Raw genomic sequence first — 20,552 nt, 5'->3', positions numbered from 1 at the left:
CCACTCCCATGACGATCACTTCCTCGCGCGGCCGCCGCCGTGCCCCGACCCGGATGTCGCGGGCGGCGGGCAAGGCCGCGGCGCTGCAGAAACCGCGTGTCATCCTCGCCCTGCTGCTTCTGCTCGCGCTGACCAGCGTGATGCTCCTCGACGGCTATCTGCGCGCCGAGGTCGGCGGGGACCAGCGCGTGCGCACCGGGGCCAGCGCCGGCAAGGTGCCCGACAAGGTCCTCGACGGCGGCCCGATCCTGACCTTCCAGGGCGGCCAGGCCACCACCGTCTCGGTGCCGGACAAGACGATCGCGCTGACCTTCGACGACGGGCCGAACCCGACCTGGACGCCCCAGGTGCTGAAGATCCTCCAGGAGTACGACGTGCCCGGCACGTTCTTCCTGGTCGGCTCGATGGTCTCGCGCTACCCGAGCATCGTGAAGGACATGGTCGAGGAGGGCAACGAGGTGGGGATCCACACCTTCACCCACGTCGACCTCTCCTACCAGTCCGACGCCCGCGTCGACCGTGAGATGGAGCAGACCCAGCTCGCGCTGGCGGGCGCGGCCGGCATCACGACGACGCTCTTCCGCGCCCCGTACTCCTCCGAGACGGACGCCATCGACAACTACAGCTGGCCCATCTACAAGAAGCTGGGCGAGGACGGTTACACCAGCGTCTTCGTGGACACGGACAGCGACGACTGGAAGAAGCCGGGCGTCTCGAAGATCATCAAGTGGGCCACGCCGGAGGACGGCAAGGGCGCGTCGGTGCTCTTCCACGACGCGGGCGGCGAGCGCTCGCAGACGATCAAGGCGCTGCCCACGTACATCGAGAAGATGAAGGCCGCGGGCTACACCTTCACCACCATCAGCGGTGTGATGCAGGAGCAGAACGCCGCGGCGCGGCAGGCCTCCGGCACCGGTCAGCAGCAGGCCGCGGGTGCGGCCGGGACCGGCGCGGCGACCGCGACCGAGGGGACGACGGCAACCGAGGGGGCCACCGCGACCGAGGGGGCCACCGGCGAGCAGCCCGGCAACGTGCCCAACGGCGAAGGCGGCACCGGCGTGAACGGCGGGACCGGCCAGACCGTCAACCGGCTCCAGGCCGCCCACCGCGAGGCCACCGGCGTGACGCTCTACGAGGGCAAGGCCCTCATCGCGGCGGTCACCCTCGCCGAGTGGACCGTCCCGACGCTGTCGGTGGGGCTGATGGTCGTCGGCGTGGCCGTCATGGGCCGGTTCGGGATGATGCTGATCCTGGCCCGCCGGCACTACAGAAAGCGCAACAAGCGCCGCTTCAGCTGGGGGCCGACCGTCACCCGGCCGGTCAGCGTGATCGTCCCGGCGTACAACGAGAAGGAGTGCATCGCCAACACCCTCAAGTCGCTGGCGAAGAGCACCCACCCGATCGAGATCATCGTCGTGGACGACGGTTCGACGGACAACACGTCCGAGATCTCGCGCGAGGCGGCCAGAGCCCTCGGAATGACGAACGTCCGCGTCATCCGGCAGGAGAACGCGGGCAAGCCGGCCGCCCTCAACAACGGTGTCCGCAGTGCCAGTTACGACATCGTCGTGATGATGGACGGTGACACCGTCTTCGAGCCGGACGCCGTGCACCAGCTCGTGCAGCCCTTCGCCGACCCGAAGGTCGGCGCGGTCGCCGGCAACGCCAAGGTCGGCAACCGCGACACGATCATCGGCGCCTGGCAGCACATCGAGTACGTGATGGGCTTCAACCTCGACCGCCGCATGTACGACCTGCTGCGGTGCATGCCGACCATCCCCGGCGCGATCGGCGCGTTCCGCCGCGAGGCCGTGCTCGAGGTCGGCGGCATGAGCGAGGACACCCTCGCCGAGGACACCGACATCACCATCGCGATGCACCGCGGGGGCTGGCAGGTCGTCTACCAGGAGCACGCCAAGGCCTGGACGGAGGCGCCCGGCTCGCTGAAGCAGCTGTGGTCCCAGCGCTACCGCTGGTCCTACGGCACCATGCAGGCGTTGTGGAAGCACCGCAAGTCCCTTACGGACAAGGGGCCTTCGGGTCGCTTCGGCCGGGTGGGCATGCCGCTCGTGGTCCTCTTCCAGATCATCACGCCGGTCTTCGCCCCGCTCATCGACGTGTTCACGATCTACTCGATGATCTTCATCGACTTCCAGGCGGCCCTGCTGGCCTGGCTGGCGGTCCTCGGCGTCCAACTGGGCTGCGCGGCCTACGCGTTCCGCCTGGACCGCGAGAAGTACCGGTACCTGCTGATGATGCCGCTCCAGCAACTGGCCTACCGCCAGATGATGTACCTCGTCCTCATCCACTCCTGCATCACCGCCCTCACCGGCGGCCGCCTGCGCTGGCAGAAGCTGAAGCGCACCGGCGAGGTCGGCACCCCCGCCGGGGCGAGCTGATGAGCTGGGAACAGCAGGGCTTCGGCCGGGACTCCGGCCAGGAGCACGGGCCGGGTCCGGATCAGGGAGACGGCTACTGGCAGGGGCAGGGGCAGGGGCAGGGGCAGGGGCAGGGGCAGGGGCAGGGGTACGGGCAGGGGCAGGGGCACGGGCCGGGGCAGCAGTACAGCCACGAGTACGGGCAGCCGTCGCCGGACCCGTACGGGTACGACGGGTACGGACAGCAGCAGTATCCGCAGCAGCCCTACCCACAGCCGTACGGCCAGCAGCCGCATCCACAGCAGCCCTGTCCGCAACAGCCCTATCCGCAGGAGTACGCGCAGAACGCGTTGTACGGCCGGGGCGTCGCCGTCGAGGAGACGGCGCCCCTGCCGGCGGTGGACGCGGACCCGATCGCTGACCTGAACGTGGTCCCGAGCGCGGCCCCGAGTGCGGCTCCGAACGCGGACCAGGACCCGGATCCCGTTCGGGAGCCGGAGGCTCCGGCGGCGACCGCCATCGTCACCGAGAAGGCGACGGCGGAGCCCCCGCCCCGGTCCGAGCCCGCTGCCCCCCAACGTGACCGCTACTTCGACACGCTCCGCGCCCTCGCCCTCATCCGTGTCGTCGCCTACCACACCTTCGGCTGGGCCTGGGCGGGCATGGTCTTCCCCTCCATGGGGATCATGTTCGGCCTGGCCGGCACCCTGATGGCGAAGTCCCTGGAGCGTCCGGCGCTGAAGGTGGTGAAGAGCCGCTTCCGCCGGCTCCTTCCCCCCTTCTGGTTCTGGGGCGTGTTCGTCGTCCTGGCGATGCTGATCCACGACTGGATGCCGGGCTGGGAGATCGTCTACTGGATCGTGCCGCTGGGGGACCCGCCGGGCAACGCCTGGGGCGAGCAGGCCTGGGAGATCCTCTGGTACCTGCGGACGTATCTCTGGTTCGTCCTGCTCTCCCCGCTGCTGCTACGGCTGTTCCGGCTGGCGCCGGTCGCCGTGCTGGCGCTCTCCCTCGCGCCGATCCTGGTGCTCACCTTCGTCTGGGCGGGCCCGGACAACCGTCTCGGCACCGCGATGTGGGACCTGTCGACGTACCTCTTCTGCTGGATGCTCGGCTTCGCGCACCGCGACGGCGTCCTCCAGCGCATGAAGCCGGCCCTGGTCGTCGTGATGTCGCTCGCGGCGATCGGGTTCGGCGGCTGGTACGCCTTCACGCACCAGGCCGAGTTCGGCACCTACGACCTGGACGAGGACCCCCTCGCGCAGGCGTTCTGGTCGGCGGGCTTCGTCATGCTGCTGATGTGGGCGAAGGCGCACTTCGGGATCGACTTCGCCTGGCTCACCCGCTTCCGGCGCACGAACCGGATCGTCACCGTCTTCAACGCACGCGCGGTGACGGTCTACCTCTGGCACGAGATCGCCCTGATCCTGGCCGTGCCGCTGATCGACCGGTTCTGGGACATCCCCGCCTTCGAGAAGTACCTGCCGCTGGAGAGCCAGTGGTTCATGTTCGGCGTGGGCTGGCTGCTGATCGCCCTGTTCGTGCTGCTCTGCGGGTGGGTCGAGGACGTCGCGGCACGGAAGAAGCCGAGGCTCCTGCCGTGAGCCGGTGAGGAGGGGGCTGCCACAATGGGCGGGTGACCCGTGCTTCCCTGAACAAGCAGCCCCACGAAGTCGCCTCGATGTTCGACCGCGTGGCGGAACGGTACGACCTGACCAACGACGTCCTGTCGCTCGGCCAGGACCGGAGGTGGCGCAAGGAGGTCGCGAAGGCGGTCGACGCCCGCCCCGCCCAGAAGGTCCTGGACCTCGCCGCGGGTACGGCGACCTCCTCCCTCCCCTTCGCGCAGACCGGCGCCTACGTCGTCCCGTGCGACTTCTCCCTCGGCATGCTCCAGGTCGGGAAGAAGAACCACACCTGGCTGCCGTTCACCGCCGGGGACGCCACGCGACTGCCCTTCAAGGACGACGTCTTCGACGCCGTCACCATCTCCTTCGGCCTGCGCAACGTGCAGGACTTCGACGCGGCCCTGCGCGAGATGTACCGGGTGACCCGGCCCGGCGGCCGCGTCGTGATCTGCGAGTTCTCGCACCCGACCTGGGCGCCGTTCCGGACCGTCTACACCGAGTACCTCATGCGCGCGCTGCCCCCGGTCGCCCGCGCGGTCTCCTCCAACCCGGACGCCTACGTCTACCTCGCCGAGTCCATCCGCGCCTGGCCCGATCAGCCCGCCCTCGCCGAGCACCTGCGCAAGGCGGGCTGGTCGAAGGTCGCCTGGCGCAACCTGACGGGCGGCGTGGTGACCCTGCACCGGGGCTTCAAGGAATCCTGAGCCACGGAGCGCGGCCACGGAGCGCGGCCACGGAGCGCGGCCACGGAGCGCGGCCACGGAGCGCGGCCACGGCTCGGGCCGCATGGTGAGGCTGCGCGGCTCGGGCCGGCTGCGTCGCCGCTACCCGGTGATCGCCTCGAAAGAATGTCCGGGCCGGTCCAGTTCGCGCTGCAACCCGCCCCCGCCCGGTCTGGGCACCCGAGGCTCGCGCACGCCCGCGCCTCCGCCGCCCTCTCCTTCGCCGAACTCGAACCACACGGTGACGACGGCGCCGCGCGGCACCTCGACACCGGGTGGCGGGTACTGCCGTACGACGTAGTCCACGACCGCGCGGTGGAACTCGGGCCGGTCCGGTGCGGCCAGCAGCACGCCTTGTGCCGCGGCCGCCGCGCGCGCGTCCACAGCCATCAGACCGACGAGTCTCGGCACGCACACGTCGGGTGTCTTGGGTGGTATGAGCACAAATGTCACCCCCAGCGGTACTGGAAGGGTAATCGCACGGGGGCGCCGTCCGGAAGAGCCATGTGCCTTTCTGTAGCCAATGACTACGGAGAGTTGCTTTCCGGTGGGGTGGCGGAGGTTACAAGGAGAGCCGGTAGCAGCGTCCCTCCCGTTTCGGCTCCGGTGTCGTGAAGACCTCCGCGAGCCGCATGCCCAGCCGCTCCGTGACGGCGATGGACCGCGCGTTGCGTGCGTCGACCATGGCCACCACCCCTGGCACCCCCGCCGCGCGCACCCGCTCCAGCGTCATCTGCGCGGCCGCCGTCACATACCCCTGTCCCCAGTGCTCCCGCCCGAGCCGCCATCCGATCTCGATCTCGCCCTGGGGACCCCACTGCTGCGGCCACGGCTGGGCGCCCGTGAACCCGATGACCCGGTCGTCCCGGTCCAGCATCGTCCACAGACAGAAGCCGTGCTCGGCGTCGTGCCGGCGCTGGCGGGCGGTGAGCTCCTCGTAGGCGGACAGCTCCGCGGACCTGCCGCCGTGGAACTCCATCACGTCCGGGTCGTCGAAGACCCGGTGCCAGGTGACCGCGTCCTCGTCCGTGGGGACACGCAGCCGTACTACGGGGAGAGCTCGGTTCACGGGGCAGCCCTTCAGCCGGGTGATCAATTCTGCTGAATAGACTGCCCATGTCCAGTGCCGGTCGGCACGAAGATTCCGAACTTGGGGAGATCCCGCCGTGACCGCCGTGAACGAGCTCCTCTCCGAAAGTACCGCCGATGTGATCGTCGTCGGCGCGGGGCCGAGCGGCTCCACGACCGCGTACTACCTCGCCAAGGCCGGACTCGACGTACTCCTCCTGGAGAAGACCGAGTTCCCGCGCGAGAAGGTGTGCGGCGACGGCCTCACCCCGCGAGCCACCAAGCAGCTCGTGGCCATGGGGATCGACATCTCCGAGGAGGCCGGCTGGCTGCGCAACAAGGGCCTGCGCATCATCGGCGGCGGGGTCCGCCTCCAGCTGGACTGGCCGGATCTCGCCTCCTTCCCCGACTACGGACTCGTCCGCAAGCGCGACGACTTCGACGAGCAGCTCGCCCGCCAGGCCCAGAAGGCGGGCGCCCGCCTCTACGAGCGCTGCAACGTCGGCGCCCCGATCGTCGACGACCGCACCGGCCACATCGTCGGCGTGCACGCCAAGCTGGGCGAGGAGAAGCGCGAAGTCACCTTCCGCGCCCCGCTCGTGGTGGCCGCCGACGGCAACTCCAGCCGTCTCTCGCTGGCGATGGGCCTGCACCGCCGCGAGGACCGCCCGATGGGCGTCGCGGTCCGCACCTACTTCACCTCCCCGCGCCACGAGGACGACTACCTGGAGTCCTGGCTGGAGCTGTGGGACCGCCGGGGCCCGGGCGAGGACCGGCTGCTGCCCGGCTACGGCTGGATCTTCGGTATGGGCGACGGGACGTCGAACGTCGGCCTGGGTGTGCTGAACACCTCCAACTCCTTCAAGGAGCTCGACTGGCGCGAGGTGCTCAAGGCCTGGTGCGCGTCCATGCCGGAGGACTGGGGTTACACCCCCGAAAACATGACCGGCCCGATCCGCGGCGCCGCCCTCCCCATGGCCTTCAACCGCAAGCCGCACTACACCAAGGGCCTGCTGCTGGTCGGCGACGCCGGCGGCCTGGTGAACCCCTTCAACGGCGAGGGCATCGCCTACGCCATGGAGTCCGGTCAGATCGTCGCCGACGTCATCGTGCAGGCGCACGCCCGCGCCACCCCCGCCCAGCGTGAACTGGCCCTTCAGCGCTACCCGCAGGTCCTCGCGGACACCTACGGCGGCTACTACTCGCTGGGCCGCGCCTTCGTGAAGCTCATCGGCAACCCGAAGGTCATGAAGATCGCGACCCAGCGCGGTCTGACCCACCCCCTGCTGATGAAGTTCACCCTGAAGATGCTCGCCAACCTGACGGACCCCACGGGCGGCGACGCGATGGACCGCATCATCAACGGCCTGAGCAAGGTGGCCCCGAAGGCCTGACCGCGGCGGGGCCCCTCCGCAGGCGGAGCACCGGCGGGCCCGGCGCGAAGCCCCCTTCCCGCCGGCCCGCCACGCCGTCCTGCCGTCTACGGTCCTGCCCTGCCACGCCGTCCCGGTCGGCGTCGACCGTCGTCACCACCGCCTTGCGGTGTGCCTCGCCGGAGACGAAGACGGTCGCCTCCGCCATGCCTGCCGTCTACAGGCCTGCCCTGCCGCGTCGGTCTGCCGTCCACGGGCCCGCTCTGCCGCGTCGGTCTGCCGTCCACGGGCCCGCTCTGCCGCGTCGGTCTGCCGTCCACGGGCCCGCTCTGCCGCGTCGGTCAGCCAGCCGTCCTGCCGCCCGCCACGTCTGCCCGCTGCCCACCGGCCTGCCCTTGCCCGGCAGCCCAGGGCGGTGCGACCTCCCGGCTTCTGCCGGGCAGCCGATCTGGAGCTGCTCCAGACCCGGTCCCGAGCCGGCCCGGATCCGCTCACGTCGGACATCGGCAGCCACGCCGACAGCCGGACCGGGCCCGACCGGACCGGGCCGAACCGAGCCGATCCGGCACCGGGATTGACGGTGTGTCCGACATGTCACCACATCGCGCTCGATGTGACGCCGCTCTGGCCTTGTCGGCGGCGCGGAGGGTGGCAGGCATGCTCACGAGGCCGGCCGACGCGCTCGTGTGCGGTCCCGGAGCGGGGTGGTGCCTCCAGGTGTCCTGGAGGCGGCGGGAGGCGACTGGGGGCCTCTACGCGCGTTCTGGAGGCGGCTGCTGGGCCCGCGGGCGCGTCGAACAGCGCGGCCGAGCCGCGCGCATGGGCCGCTGGCGTCGACCACGCGCGTCGGCAGTGCCCGAAGGGCCGCTGCCCCCGAGCGGCTGCGGCCCTTGCGTGCGTGAGGTGCCACCAGGGGCACCCAGGGGTGTCAGAGCACCCGTACCGCGCCGGTCGGCGGGTCGTACGACATCGGCTTCTCGGCCACACCGGTGGACGGGTTCTGCGCGCCGACGAACATGCCGTCGCCGACGTACACCGCCACGTGGTACGCGCTGCCCGCGCTGCCCCAGTAGAGGATGTCGCCCGGCAGCAGGTTGTCCAGCGACACCTGGGTGCCGAAGGTCGACTGGTCCTGCGAGACGCGCGGCAGGTCGACACCGACCTGCTTGAAGGCGGTCTGCATGAGACCCGAGCAGTCCCAGGAGTTCGGGCCGGTGCCGCCGGAGACGTAGGCGTCGCCGATCTGTGCCTTCACGAAGGCGATGACGGCCGCGGCCGAACCGGTCGCCGTGGAGCTGCTCGTGCTGTCGGAGCTGCTGCTGCTCGACGTCGAGGTGAGCGTGGTCCGCTCGGCGGCGCGGGTGGCCCGCTCGGCGGCGGCCTTGCGGGCGGCCTCGGCCTTCTTCTTCGCCTCGGCCTTGGCGTCGGCGAGGTCCTTCTTGGCCTCCTTGGCGGCTGCGGTGGCGGCCGCGTCGCGCTCTGCCTGAAGCTGGTAGTTCGCCGCGGCCTGCTGCGTGGCCTGAGCGGACTGCGCGACCTGGGCGGCCAGGTCGCCCGTGAGGACGGGCAGTTCGAGCGTCTGCGTCACCGGCTCGGCGGCGTTGGCCGTGCCGGCTGCTGTGGCGACGGCCAGCGTGCCGAGGACACCACTGGCGACTCCGGCCCGCATCGCGATCGTCGACGCGCTGCGGCGGGGTTTCCGGTGGCTGCGTATGTGAGCGGTGTGGGACATGGGTACAACCGGTATCAGGGGCTCCTCCATACCTTCAAGAAACGTGTGCTGCGCCACAGTTGTTCAATGGGCGCCTCAAATTCCCTGGGCTGGGTTCTTTATTGACGCCGTAACGGACATTGCGGACGCAGGTGATCAAGCCTGTGATCATGGACTTTCGTCGTTACGCCCGGATTGCCCGACGCCTACCACCGGTTGAGACCGTTGGCCAAGCCCGGCTCTTAGGTGCCTCTCACGGATGTGGCGGAGGTCACGGAACGGTTACCGCGGCGGCCGCGTCCCGCGCGTCCGGCACAGTCACCTCCGCTTGTGAACGTGTACACACGTCCACACTCGGGCCCCGCCTCCCCCTGATGTGTGAATGCGTGCCTCTATCAGGGCCCTGTGTCCATCACCAATTTGCATGCAAGGGAAGCCTCTTGATATGGAGACGACCCGCGATTCCTACGGTGACGAGCGCAAATGTCACTTCTTGTGATCACTCTGACGCTTCACGTACGAAGATCACCGTCGATATGACTTCATGATCCTTCGTCAGGTGGTGGAGATCACAAAGCTTGTGTAATACCCCGTGTCGCAGATCACAGAGCGGCGGGCATAAGATGCGAGGCAGTTGGGCTTGTGACCTGCTTCACATGTTCGCGATCTTCGCCGGGACGGGCGGGGTTCGGGTGCCTGGGGCCGCAGAGTCCGACGTCATCGCCAGCAGTCAGTGCCGACTGAGAGGAGCGAGGAGCGGTGAACGCGTATGCGCCCATCCTCGTACTGGGAGCCCTCGGGGCAGGCTTTGCGATCTTCTCCGTGGTCATGGCCACGTTGATCGGGCCGAAGCGGTACAACCGCGCCAAGCTCGAGGCCTACGAGTGCGGTATCGAGCCGACCCCCACGCCGGCCGGCGGCGGGCGCTTCCCCATCAAGTACTACCTGACGGCGATGCTCTTCATCGTCTTCGACATCGAGATCGTCTTCCTCTACCCCTGGGCCGTCACCTTCGACGCCCTGGGTGTTTTCGGGCTCGTGGAGATGTTGCTCTTCGTGCTCACCGTCTTCGTCGCGTACGCGTACGTATGGCGGCGCGGCGGCCTGGAATGGGACTGAGGGGCCTTTAGCCATGGGACTCGAAGAAAAGCTGCCGAGCGGATTCCTGCTCACCACCGTCGAGCAGGCCGCGGGCTGGGTGCGCAAGGCGTCCGTCTTCCCCGCCACGTTCGGCCTCGCCTGCTGTGCCATCGAGATGATGACCACCGGCGCCGGCCGCTACGACCTGGCGCGCTTCGGTATGGAGGTCTTCCGGGGTTCGCCCCGCCAGGCGGACCTGATGATCGTCGCCGGCCGGGTGAGCCAGAAGATGGCGCCGGTGCTCCGGCAGGTCTACGACCAGATGCCGAACCCCAAGTGGGTCATCTCCATGGGCGTGTGCGCGTCCTCCGGAGGCATGTTCAACAACTACGCGATCGTCCAGGGCGTCGACCACATCGTGCCCGTCGACATCTACCTTCCGGGCTGCCCGCCGCGCCCCGAGATGCTGATGGACGCGATCCTCAAGCTCCACCACAAGATCCAGAACAGCAAGCTCGGCGTGAACGCCGAGGAGGCGGCCCGCGAGGCGGAGGAAGCGGCGCTCAAGGCCCTGCCCATGATCGAGATGAAGGGGCTGCTGCGGTGAGCGACGCGAACGGCACCCACGGCGCGAACGGCACCCACGGCGCGAACGGCCCCTCGGACGGGGCGAACGGGTCGGACGGGGTGAACCCCGAGAAGGATCTCTCCGCCTCCAACCTGCCAGGTCAGCGCGGTCAGGGCGGCGAGGAGGTCCGCGTCCAGCGCGGCATGTTCGGCGCCAAGAACGGCGGCGACACCTCCGGATACGGCGGCCTGGTCCGCTCCGTCCGGCTTCCGGGACCGGCGAGCCGGCCCTACGGCGGCTGGTTCGACGAGGTCGCCGACGAACTCGAGGGCGCACTGGAGGAACAGGGGCTGCTCCCCGCCAACGCGATCGAGAAGACGGTCGTCGACCGCGACGAGGTCACGTTCCACATCGAGCGCGAGCACCTGCTGCGTGTGGCCCGCACCCTGCGCGACGACCCCGCCCTGCGCTTCGAGCTCTGTACCGGCGTCAGCGCCGTGCACTACCCGAACGACAAGGGGCGTGAGCTGCACGCCGTCTACCACCTGCGCTCGATCACCCACAACCGGTTGATCCGCCTGGAGGTCAGCGCCCCGGACGCGGACCCGCACATCCCGTCCCTGGTCTCCGTCTATCCCACGAACGACTGGCACGAACGCGAGACCTACGACTTCTTCGGGATCGTCTTCGACGGTCACCCGGCCCTGACGCGGATCATGATGCCGGACGACTGGCAGGGCCACCCGCAGCGCAAGGACTACCCCCTCGGCGGCATCCCCGTCGAGTACAAGGGCGCCCAGATCCCGGCTCCGGACCAGCGGAGGTCGTACTCATGAGCACGCAGTCAGCATCCGCCCGTGAGACCACCGAGGGCACTGTATATACGGTCACCGGTGGCGACTGGGACGAGGTGGTCCAGTCCGCGACCCGTGCCGACGACGAGCGCATCATCGTCAACATGGGTCCCCAGCACCCCTCCACTCACGGGGTGCTCCGCCTGATCCTGGAGATCGAGGGCGAGACGGTCACCGAGGCCCGCTGCGGCATCGGCTATCTCCACACCGGCATCGAGAAGAACCTCGAGTACCGCACGTGGACGCAGGGCACCACGTTCGTGACGCGCATGGACTACCTGACGTCCTTCTTCAACGAGACCGCCTACTGTCTCGCCGTCGAGAAGCTCCTCGGCATCGAGGACCAGATCACCGAGCGAGCCAAGATCATCCGGGTGCTCCTGATGGAGCTGAACCGGTTGTCCTCCCACCTGGTGTGCATCGCCACCGGCGGCATGGAACTCGGCGCCACCACGATCATGATCTACGGATTCCGTGATCGTGAAATGATTCTCGACATCTACGAGCTCATCACGGGCCTGCGGATGAACCACGCGTACATCCGCCCCGGCGGACTCGCACAGGACCTGCCGCCCGGCGCGGTGGACCAGATCCGCGAGTTCGTGAAGAAGATGAAGAAGAACCTCCCCGAGTACGACAAGCTCGCCACCGGGAACCCCATCTTCAAGGCCCGTATGCAGGACGTCGGGTATCTCGACCTGGCCGGCTGCATGGCCCTCGGCGCCACCGGCCCGATCCTGCGGTCCACCGGTCTCCCGCACGACCTGCGCAAGGCGCAGCCGTACTGCGACTACGAGACGTACGACTTCGATGTCCCGACCGCCGACTCCTGCGACTCCTACGGCCGCTTCCTGATCCGCCTGGAGGAGATGCGCCAGTCGCTGCGGATCGTCGAGCAGTGCCTGGACCGGCTGCAGCCCGGCCCCGTCATGATCGCCGACCGGAAGATCGCCTGGCCCGCCCAGCTCGCTCTGGGCCCCGACGGTCTGGGCAACTCCCTGGACCACATCAAGAAGATCATGGGCACCTCCATGGAGGCCCTGATCCACCACTTCAAGCTGGTGACCGAGGGTTTCCGCGTCCCGCCGGGACAGGCGTACGCGGCCGTCGAGTCACCCAAGGGCGAACTCGGGGTGCACGCCGTCTCCGACGGAGGCACCCGCCCGTACCGGGTCCACTTCCGCGACCCGTCCTTCACCAACCTTCAGGCCATGGCAGCGATGTGCGAGGGCGGCCAGGTCGCCGACGTCATCGTCGCCGTCGCCTCCATCGACCCCGTTATGGGAGGCGTCGACCGGTGACCACCTCTTCTTCCGAGCGGGGCGTCAGCCTGGGTATGCCCGAACTGCCCGCGCCCGCCTACCCGGACGACGTCCGGGCCCGGCTGGAGGCGGATGCGCGCGAGATCATCGCCCGCTATCCCGACTCCCGGTCCGCGCTCCTGCCGTTGCTGCATCTCGTGCAGTCGGAGGAGGGGCACGTCACGCGCACCGGGATGCAGTTCTGCGCGGACGTGCTGCAACTGACCACGGCCGAGGTCACCGCGGTCGCCACCTTTTACACCATGTACCGGCGCCGGCCCAGCGGTGACTACCAGGTGGGTGTCTGCACCAACACGCTGTGCGCGGTGATGGGCGGCGACGCGATCTTCGAACAGCTCCAGGAGCACCTGGGCATCGGCAACGGCGAGACCACCGACGACGGCAAGATCACCCTGGAGCACATCGAGTGCAACGCGGCCTGTGACTTCGCACCGGTCGTGATGGTCAACTGGGAGTTCTTCGACAACCAGACCGTGCAGAGCGCGAAGCGCCTGGTGGACGACCTGCGGATCGGGCAGACCGTCTCGCCGACGCGCGGTGCGCCGCTGTGCACCTTCAAGGAGACCGCCCGGATCCTGGCGGGCTTCCCCGACGAGCGGGACGGGGCCGTCGAGGCGAGCGGCAGTGCGGGACCGGCGTCGCTGGTGGGTCTTCGCCTGGCAAGGGGAGAGACCGCACCCGCGCGCGTGGTCCACCCGCGGGACGGCGGGCCGCACGACGAACCGCAGGACCGGGCGGTGCACGAGCCGTCGCCCGCGGAGCACCGGAGTTCGCACGACGCGCCACAGGACACGTCGGCCTCCGACCCGGCTCACCCGGCAGGGCCTACCGCCGAGGAGGGGGAGTGATGACCTTGGCACCCGAGTTGAAAGGCAGCAGCCCGGAGAAGCTGCTCGCACCCGTGCTGTCGGCCTTCTGGGACGAGGACCGGTCCTGGAGTCTGGACGTCTACCGAAGGCACGAAGGGTACGAGGGCCTGCGCAAGGCGCTCGCCATGTCGCCGGACGACCTGATCGCGTACGTCAAGGACTCCGGTCTGCGAGGGCGGGGCGGCGCGGGATTCCCGACGGGAATGAAATGGCAGTTCATTCCGCAGGGTGATGGAAAGCCGCACTATCTAGTTGTCAACGCCGACGAATCGGAGCCCGGGACCTGCAAGGACATCCCGCTCCTCTTCGCGAACCCGCATAGCCTCATCGAGGGCATTGTGATCGCGTGTTATGCCATCAGGTCGTCTCATGCCTTCATCTATCTGCGGGGTGAAGTCGTTCCCGTTCTGCGGCGGTTGCACGAGGCCGTGCGCGAGGCCTACGCGGCGGGCTACCTCGGCGAGAACATCCTGGGCAGCGGACTCGACCTCGAACTCACCGTGCACGCCGGCGCCGGCGCGTACATCTGCGGTGAGGAGACCGCGCTGCTCGACTCGCTCGAAGGCCGCCGTGGTCAACCGCGGCTGCGCCCTCCTTTCCCTGCTGTCGCGGGCCTCTATGCGTGCCCGACTGTGGTGAATAACGTCGAATCGATCGCGTCAGTTCCCGCGATTCTGCAAAACGGCAAAGAATGGTTCAGGTCGATGGGAAGCGAGAAGTCCCCGGGCTTCACGCTCTACTCGCTCAGCGGTCATGTCGCCGGCCCCGGCCAGTACGAGGCGCCGCTCGGCATCACCCTCCGCCAGCTCCTCGAGATGAGCGGCGGCATGCGACCCGGGCACCGGCTCAAGTTCTGGACACCGGGCGGCTCCTCGACGCCGATGTTCACCGAGGAGCACCTCGACGTCCCTCTTGACTACGAAGGAGTGGGTGCCGCGGGTTCCATGCTCGGCACCAAAGCTCTCCAGTGCTTCGACGAGACGACCTGCGTCGTGCGGGCCGTCACCCGGTGGACCGAGTTCTACGCCCACGAGTCCTGCGGCAAGTGCACCCCGTGCCGTGAAGGGACCTACTGGCTGGTGCAGTTGCTCCGGGACATCGAGGCCGGCAAGGGGGTCCTCTCCGACCTCGACAAGCTCAACGACATCGCCGACAACATCAACGGCAAGTCCTTCTGCGCCCTCGGCGACGGCGCCGCCTCGCCGATCTTCTCCTCGCTCAAGTACTTCCGCGAGGAGTACGAGCAGCACATCACGGGCCGCGGCTGCCCCTTCGACCCGGCCAAGTCGACGGTCTGGGCCGACAAGCACACGGAGGTGAACGCATGACGGTGACCACCAGCGCTCCCTCCGGAGGCGGCGAGGCGGCGGTCCCGCCGGAAGATCTCGTGACGCTGACGATCGACGGCGCCGAGATCAGCGTGCCCAAGGGCACCCTGGTCATCCGGGCCGCCGAACAGCTCGGCATCGAGATCCCGCGCTTCTGCGACCATCCCCTTCTCGATCCGGTCGGCGCATGCCGCCAGTGCATCGTCGAGGTCGAGGGCCAGCGCAAGCCGATGGCGTCCTGCACGATCACGTGTACGGACGGCATGGTGGTGAAGACCCAGCTCAGCTCGCCGGTGGCCGAGAAGGCACAGCACGGCGTGATGGAGCTGCTCCTCATCAACCACCCGCTGGACTGCCCGGTCTGCGACAAGGGCGGCGAGTGCCCGCTCCAGAACCAGGCCGTGTCGCACGGCCAGGCAGAGTCCCGCTTCGAGGGCAGGAAACGGACGTACGAGAAGCCCCTGCCGATCTCCACGCAGGTGCTGCTCGACCGTGAGCGGTGCGTGCTGTGCGCACGCTGCACCCGGTTCTCCAACCAGGTGGCGGGCGACCCGATGATCGAGCTGATCGAGCGGGGCGCGCTCCAGCAGGTGGGCACGGGCGAGGGCGACCCCTTCGAGTCGTACTTCTCCGGCAACACCATCCAGATCTGCCCGGTGGGCGCGCTGACCTCGGCGGCGTACCGATTCCGCTCCCGGCCCTTCGACCTGGTCTCCTCGCCGTCGGTCTGCGAGCACTGCTCCGGCGGCTGCGCCACGCGCACCGACCACCGGCGCGGCAAGGTCATGCGGCGCCTGGCCGCCAACGACCCCGAGGTCAACGAGGAGTGGATCTGCGACAAGGGGCGGTTCGCGTTCCGGTACCCGCAGCAGCGGGACCGGCTCGAAACGCCTCTGGTGCGCGACGCCGAGGGGGACCTCGTACCGGCTTCCTGGCCGGAGGCGTTGCAGATCGCGGCCCAGGGCCTGCTGGCGTCGCGTGGCAGGACCGGTGTCCTGACCGGCGGCCGCCTCACCATCGAGGACGCGTACGCGTACAGCAAGTTCACGCGCGTGGCGCTCGACACGAACGACATCGACTTCCGCGCGCGCGTGCACAGCAGCGAGGAGGCCGACTTCCTGGCCGCCCACATCGCCGGCCGCGGCCGTGACCTCGACGGTACGGGCGTCACGTACACCTTCCTGGAGAAGGCGCCCGCCGTCCTGCTGGTCGGGTTCGAGTCGGAGGAGGAGGCGCCCGGCGTCTTCCTGAGGCTGCGCAAGGCCTGGCGCAAGCACGGGCAGCGGGTGTTCTCGCTGGCCACACACGTCACCCGGGGCCTGCAGAAGGCGGGCGGCACGCTGCTTTCGGCCGCCCCGGGCACCGAGACCGAATGGCTGGACGCGCTCGCGGGCGGCGTCGGCCTGGAGGACGCGGGCGCCAAGGCGGCCGAGGCGCTGCGGGCCGAAGGCGCGGTGATCGTCGTCGGCGAGCGGCTGGCCGGTGTGGCCGGCGGTCTCACCGCCGCCGTGCGGGCCGCCGCGGCGACCGGCGCCCGACTGGTGTGGATCCCACGCCGGGCGGGCGAGCGGGGCGCGATCGAGGCGGGGGCCCTGCCGTCGCTGCTGCCGGGCGGCCGTCCGGCCACCGACCCACGCGCGCGTGAGGAGGTCGCCGCGGCCTGGGGACTGGCCGGACTTCCGCACCGCTACGGCCGCGACACCGGGCAGATCGTCGAGGCCGCCGCGTCCGGGGAACTCCAGGCGCTGCTCGTCGCGGGCGTCGAGGTCGCGGACCTGCCCGACCCGGCACGCGCGCGTGCGGCGCTGGCCGAGGCGGGCTTCGTCGTGTCGCTGGAGCTGCGGCCCGGCGAGGTCACCGAGCACGCCGATGTCGTCCTCCCGGTGGCCGCGGTAGCCGAGAAGGCCGGCGCCTTCCTCAACTGGGAAGGCCGGGTCCGCTTCTTCGAGGCGGCACTGAAGCCCGACCAGATGACACGCCGGTCGGCGCCCGCCGACGCGCGCGTGCTCCAGATGCTCGCCGACGCCATGGACGTCCACCTCGGCCTGCCGGACCTGCGCACCGCGCGCGCGGAGCTCGACCGGCTCGGCGCGTGGGACGGGCCTCGGGCCTCCGAGTCCCTGGAGAGCGCCGCGCATCTGCCGCGTCCCGCCGCAGGCGAGGCCGTTCTCGCCGGACACCGCCTGCTGCTCGACCAGGGTGTCCTCCAGCAGGGGGACGAGGCGCTCGCCGGGACACGGCACGCCGCACGCGCGCGCGTGTCGCCCGCCACGGCCGCCGAGGTGGGCGTCAAGAACGGCGACATCCTCGCCGTGACCGGACCCGCGGGGACGGTCGAACTCCCGCTGCTGATCACGCCGATGCCCGATCGGGTGGTCTGGCTCCCGCTGAACTCCACGGGCAAAGGCGTCGCCTCCGACGCCGGGGCGACGCCCGGCGCCCTTGTCCGCATCGGTCCGGCGACGCTCATCGCCGACGCCCCCCAGGAGGTGGAGGCATGAGCCCGTACCTCGCCGCTGAAGACCTCTCGATGTTCGGCCACGACCCCTGGTGGCTGGTCGTCGTCAAGGCCGTCTTCTGCTTCGCCTTCCTGATGGTGACCGTGCTGTTCGCCATCGTCTGGGAGCGCAAGGTGGTCGCCTGGATGCAGCTGCGTGTCGGACCCAACCGGCACGGCCCCTGGGGCATGCTCCAGTCCCTCGCCGACGGCATCAAGCTGATGCTGAAGGAAGACCTCATCGTCAAGCGCGCGGACACGGCGGTGTACGTCCTCGCGCCGATCATCGCGACCGTCCCGGCTTTCATGGCGATCGCGGTGATCCCCTTCGGCCCGGCCGGCAACGAGGTCTCGATCTTCGGCCAGCGCACCACGATGCAGCTGACCGACCTGCCGATCGCGATGCTCTACATCCTCGCGGTCGCATCGATCGGCATCTACGGCATCGTGCTGGCGGGCTGGAGTTCCGGCTCCACCTACCCGCTGCTGGGCGGACTGCGGTCCTGCGCGCAGATGATCTCCTACGAGATCGCGATGGGCGCCGCGTTCGCCTCGGTGTTCCTCTACTCGGGGTCCATGTCGACGTCGACGATCGTCGAGCAGCAGCAGGACCGCTGGTACATCCTGCTGCTGCCGGTCTCCTTCATCCTGTACATCATCACGATGGTCGGCGAGACAAACCGCGCTCCCTTCGACATGCCGGAGTCCGAGGGCGACCTGGTCGGCGGCTTCAACACCGAGTACTCGTCGATCAAGTTCGCGCTGTTCATGCTCGCCGAGTACGTGAACATGGTGACGGTCTCCGCGGTGGCCACCACGCTCTTCCTCGGCGGCTGGCGGGCTCCCTGGCCGGTCAGCACCTTCTGGGAGGGCGCGAACCACGGCTGGTGGCCGATGCTGTGGTTCGTCGTCAAGGTGCAGCTGCTGTTGTTCTTCTTCATCTGGCTGCGCGGCACGCTTCCCCGTGTCCGCTACGACCAGCTGATGAAGCTCGGCTGGAAGGTCCTGATCCCCGTCTCGGTGACGTGGCTGATGCTCGTCGCGACCGTGCGGACCCTGCGCAACGAGAACTACGACTTCGCCGAGATCGCTCTCTACGTCTGCGGCGGCGTCCTGGCCCTGCTGCTGCTGTCCTTCATCGCGGACATGTTCCGCAACGCGGGCAAGGAGGCACAGGCCCCCGCCGAGCCTGCCGGCTTCGACCCGATGGCGGGCGGATTCCCCGTACCGCCGCTGCCGGGACAGGAGTTGCCACCGGTGCCCCGACGCCGCCCCCACCAGGAACGAGAGCTCATTGTCAGTGGTGGAGTGGACACTGTGAGTGACGGATCGCTGGATGGAAAGGAGGCGTCCGATGGCTGAGGAGCCCAAGGAGCCCAAGGAGGCCGGGCAGACGACGCCTGGCTTCCAGAACCCCGTGGCCGGCTTCGCCGTGACCTTCAAGGCCATGTTCAAGAAGCGGCTGACCGAGCAGTACCCGGAGGTGCAGAAGACCACAGCTCCCCGGTTCCACGGACGGCACCAGCTCAACCGCCATCCGGACGGCCTGGAGAAGTGCGTCGGCTGCGAGCTGTGCGCCTGGGCCTGCCCCGCCGACGCCATCTATGTCGAGGGCGCGGACAACACCGACGAGGAGCGCTACTCCCCGGGCGAGCGGTACGGGCGGGTCTATCAGATCAACTACGCCCGATGCATCCTGTGCGGCCTGTGCATCGAGGCATGCCCCACGCGCGCGTTGACGATGACCAACGAGTTCGAGCTCGCCGACTCCAGCCGCGCCAACCTGATCTACACCAAGGAACAGCTGCTCGCCGGCCTCGAAGAGGGCATGGTCGACTCGCCCCACGCGATCTACCCGGGTATGGACGAGCAGGACTACTACCGGGGTCTGGTGACGGAGGCGGCGCCCGGCACGGAACAGCAGCCGGCCGTCTCCAAGGGCGAGGACCCGCAGGAGGCCGCCGCGTCCGGCACGGACGAGCCGACATCGCCGAAGGTGGTCGGCCGATGAGCGCGCAACTCGCCGCCTACTCCACCTCGACCGGCGAGGCCTTCCAGTTCTGGGTGCTCGGCACCGTCGCGGTGCTCGGCGCTCTGTGTACCGTCTTCATGAAGAAGGCCGTGCACAGTGCGCTCTGCCTGGCCGGCACCATGATCGTCCTGGCCGTGTTCTACCTCGCCAACGGCGCCTACTTCCTCGGCATCGTGCAGATCGTCGTCTACACCGGCGCGATCATGATGCTGTTCCTGTTCGTGGTGATGCTCGTCGGCGTCACCGCGGCGGACTCCCTGAAGGAGACCATCAAGGGTCAGCGCTGGCTGGCCCTCATCAGTGGCCTCGGCTTCGGCATCCTGCTGATCGCCGGGATCGGCAACGCCTCCCTGACGGAGTTCAACGGCCTCGCCGAGGCGAACGCGAACGGCAACGTGGAGGGCCTCGCCGCCCTCATCTTCACCAAGTACGTCTTCGCCTTCGAGATCACCGGCGCCCTGCTCATCACGGCCACGGTAGGCGCCATGGTGCTCACCCACCGCGAGCGTACCGAGCGGGCCAAGACCCAGCGGGAGATGGCCGAAGAGCGCGTCCGCGAGGGCAAGCACGTTCCGCCGCTGCCCGCGCCCGGTGTGTACGCGCGGCACAACGGCGTGGACGTCCAGGGTCTGCTGCCCGACGGCACCCCGTCGGAGCTCACGGTCAGCAAGACGCTGCGCGACCGCGGTCAGATCCGGGACGTGTCCACCGAGGCGCTGAACGACCTCAAGGCCCTGGAACAGCGCGCCGAGGAGCGCCTGGAGCGGGCCGCGATCGAGCCGCCACACCTGAAGCGGACCGAGGAGGCGTCGAAGTGAACCCCGTCAACTACCTCTATCTCGCGGCCCTTTTGTTCACGATCGGTGCGACGGGCGTGCTGATCAGGCGCAACGCGATCGTCGTCTTCATGTGTATCGAGCTGATGCTCAACGCCTGCAACCTCGCGTTCGTCACCTTCTCCCGGATGCACGGCAATCTCGACGGCCAGATCATCGCCTTCTTCACGATGGTCGTCGCCGCCGCGGAGGTCGTGGTCGGACTCGCGATCATCGTGTCGCTGTTCCGTTCCCGCCACTCGGCCTCGGTCGACGACGCCAGCCTGATGAAGCTGTAAGGGGTCGG

The 20,552-nt window shown here is 69.1% G+C and carries 18 protein-coding genes; 15 read left to right on the top strand and 3 right to left on the bottom strand.

Going from position 1 to position 20,552, the window contains the following annotated elements; all coding sequences use genetic code 11:
• Positions 1-8 precede the first annotated feature (8 nt).
• The 3 genes from QQM72_RS27075 to QQM72_RS27065 are packed head-to-tail and all read left to right on the top strand — an operon-like array spanning position 9 to position 4,710.
• Complete coding sequence (locus tag QQM72_RS27075) at positions 9-2,399, top strand: bifunctional polysaccharide deacetylase/glycosyltransferase family 2 protein (RefSeq protein ID WP_314223448.1); 2,391 nt, start codon at positions 9-11, stop codon at positions 2,397-2,399.
• Positions 2,399-3,982, top strand: a complete 1,584-nt coding sequence (locus QQM72_RS27070) for an acyltransferase family protein (RefSeq protein ID WP_314223447.1) — start codon at positions 2,399-2,401, stop codon at positions 3,980-3,982. Before QQM72_RS27075 ends, QQM72_RS27070 begins: the two co-directional genes overlap by 1 nt.
• 32 nt (positions 3,983-4,014) lie before the next feature.
• Positions 4,015-4,710 (top strand): demethylmenaquinone methyltransferase, encoded by a 696-nt coding sequence (locus tag QQM72_RS27065; RefSeq protein ID WP_314223446.1) that lies wholly within the window; start codon positions 4,015-4,017, stop codon positions 4,708-4,710.
• Positions 4,711-4,830: 120 nt separating this feature from the next.
• Here the strand turns inward: QQM72_RS27065 and QQM72_RS27060 are convergent, their stop codons facing one another.
• Positions 4,831-5,172: a PASTA domain-containing protein gene (locus QQM72_RS27060; protein WP_314223445.1), complete on the bottom strand. Its 342-nt coding sequence runs from the start codon at positions 5,170-5,172 to the stop codon at positions 4,831-4,833.
• 118 nt (positions 5,173-5,290) lie between these two features.
• Entirely contained in the window at positions 5,291-5,797 is a 507-nt protein-coding gene (locus tag QQM72_RS27055) for a GNAT family N-acetyltransferase (RefSeq protein WP_314223444.1), read from the bottom strand.
• Between the two features lie 106 nt (positions 5,798-5,903).
• Between QQM72_RS27055 and QQM72_RS27050 the strand changes: the two genes are divergently transcribed.
• The gene (locus tag QQM72_RS27050; protein ID WP_314223512.1) at positions 5,904-7,190 is read left to right on the top strand and encodes a geranylgeranyl reductase family protein; all 1,287 of its coding nucleotides are present in this window, start codon (positions 5,904-5,906) and stop codon (positions 7,188-7,190) included.
• 907 nt (positions 7,191-8,097) lie between these two features.
• Here QQM72_RS27050 and QQM72_RS27045 read toward each other — a convergent pair.
• On the bottom strand, positions 8,098-8,901 hold the full coding sequence (locus tag QQM72_RS27045) for a C40 family peptidase (RefSeq protein WP_020130137.1): 804 nt from the start codon (positions 8,899-8,901) through the stop codon (positions 8,098-8,100).
• Positions 8,902-9,639: 738 nt separating this feature from the next.
• Between QQM72_RS27045 and QQM72_RS27040 the strand changes: the two genes are divergently transcribed.
• From QQM72_RS27040 to nuoK, 11 genes are read left to right on the top strand one after another with little or no spacing between them, the layout of a single operon-like run.
• Positions 9,640-9,999 (top strand): NADH-quinone oxidoreductase subunit A, encoded by a 360-nt coding sequence (locus QQM72_RS27040; RefSeq protein ID WP_007383963.1) that lies wholly within the window; start codon positions 9,640-9,642, stop codon positions 9,997-9,999.
• Positions 10,000-10,012: 13 nt separating this feature from the next.
• Entirely contained in the window at positions 10,013-10,567 is a 555-nt protein-coding gene (locus QQM72_RS27035; RefSeq protein WP_057602796.1) for a NuoB/complex I 20 kDa subunit family protein, read from the top strand.
• A complete protein-coding gene (locus tag QQM72_RS27030; protein WP_399078762.1) occupies positions 10,564-11,364 on the top strand; it encodes an NADH-quinone oxidoreductase subunit C in 801 nt (266 codons plus the stop codon). Before QQM72_RS27035 ends, QQM72_RS27030 begins: the two co-directional genes overlap by 4 nt.
• On the top strand, positions 11,361-12,683 hold the full coding sequence (locus tag QQM72_RS27025) for an NADH-quinone oxidoreductase subunit D (protein ID WP_314223443.1): 1,323 nt from the start codon (positions 11,361-11,363) through the stop codon (positions 12,681-12,683). The genes QQM72_RS27030 and QQM72_RS27025 overlap by 4 nt, the downstream gene beginning before the upstream one ends.
• Positions 12,680-13,552, top strand: coding sequence for an NADH-quinone oxidoreductase subunit NuoE (gene nuoE, locus QQM72_RS27020; protein WP_314223442.1), 873 nt, complete (start codon positions 12,680-12,682; stop codon positions 13,550-13,552). The genes QQM72_RS27025 and nuoE overlap by 4 nt, the downstream gene beginning before the upstream one ends.
• Complete coding sequence (gene nuoF / locus QQM72_RS27015; protein ID WP_171398839.1) at positions 13,549-14,901, top strand: NADH-quinone oxidoreductase subunit NuoF; 1,353 nt, start codon at positions 13,549-13,551, stop codon at positions 14,899-14,901. Before nuoE ends, nuoF begins: the two co-directional genes overlap by 4 nt.
• Positions 14,898-17,402: an NADH-quinone oxidoreductase subunit G gene (locus tag QQM72_RS27010; RefSeq protein ID WP_314223441.1), complete on the top strand. Its 2,505-nt coding sequence runs from the start codon at positions 14,898-14,900 to the stop codon at positions 17,400-17,402. Before nuoF ends, QQM72_RS27010 begins: the two co-directional genes overlap by 4 nt.
• Positions 17,399-18,760: an NADH-quinone oxidoreductase subunit NuoH gene (nuoH, locus tag QQM72_RS27005; protein ID WP_314223440.1), complete on the top strand. Its 1,362-nt coding sequence runs from the start codon at positions 17,399-17,401 to the stop codon at positions 18,758-18,760. The genes QQM72_RS27010 and nuoH overlap by 4 nt, the downstream gene beginning before the upstream one ends.
• Positions 18,753-19,409 carry an NADH-quinone oxidoreductase subunit NuoI gene (gene nuoI, locus QQM72_RS27000; protein WP_314223439.1) on the top strand — a complete coding sequence of 219 codons (657 nt, stop codon included), beginning with the start codon at positions 18,753-18,755 and terminating at the stop codon, positions 19,407-19,409. The genes nuoH and nuoI overlap by 8 nt, the downstream gene beginning before the upstream one ends.
• Entirely contained in the window at positions 19,406-20,248 is an 843-nt protein-coding gene (locus tag QQM72_RS26995) for an NADH-quinone oxidoreductase subunit J (protein WP_314223438.1), read from the top strand. Before nuoI ends, QQM72_RS26995 begins: the two co-directional genes overlap by 4 nt.
• Positions 20,245-20,544 carry an NADH-quinone oxidoreductase subunit NuoK gene (gene nuoK / locus QQM72_RS26990; protein WP_020130147.1) on the top strand — a complete coding sequence of 100 codons (300 nt, stop codon included), beginning with the start codon at positions 20,245-20,247 and terminating at the stop codon, positions 20,542-20,544. Before QQM72_RS26995 ends, nuoK begins: the two co-directional genes overlap by 4 nt.
• Positions 20,545-20,552: the final 8 nt, after the last annotated feature.

Origin of the sequence: Streptomyces zaehneri (genome assembly GCF_032248645.1) — a bacterium.
GTDB lineage: Bacteria > Actinomycetota > Actinomycetes > Streptomycetales > Streptomycetaceae > Streptomyces > Streptomyces coriariae.
Note: the sequence above shows the minus strand (reverse complement) of the source record. Positions and strands in the feature narration are given on the sequence as shown.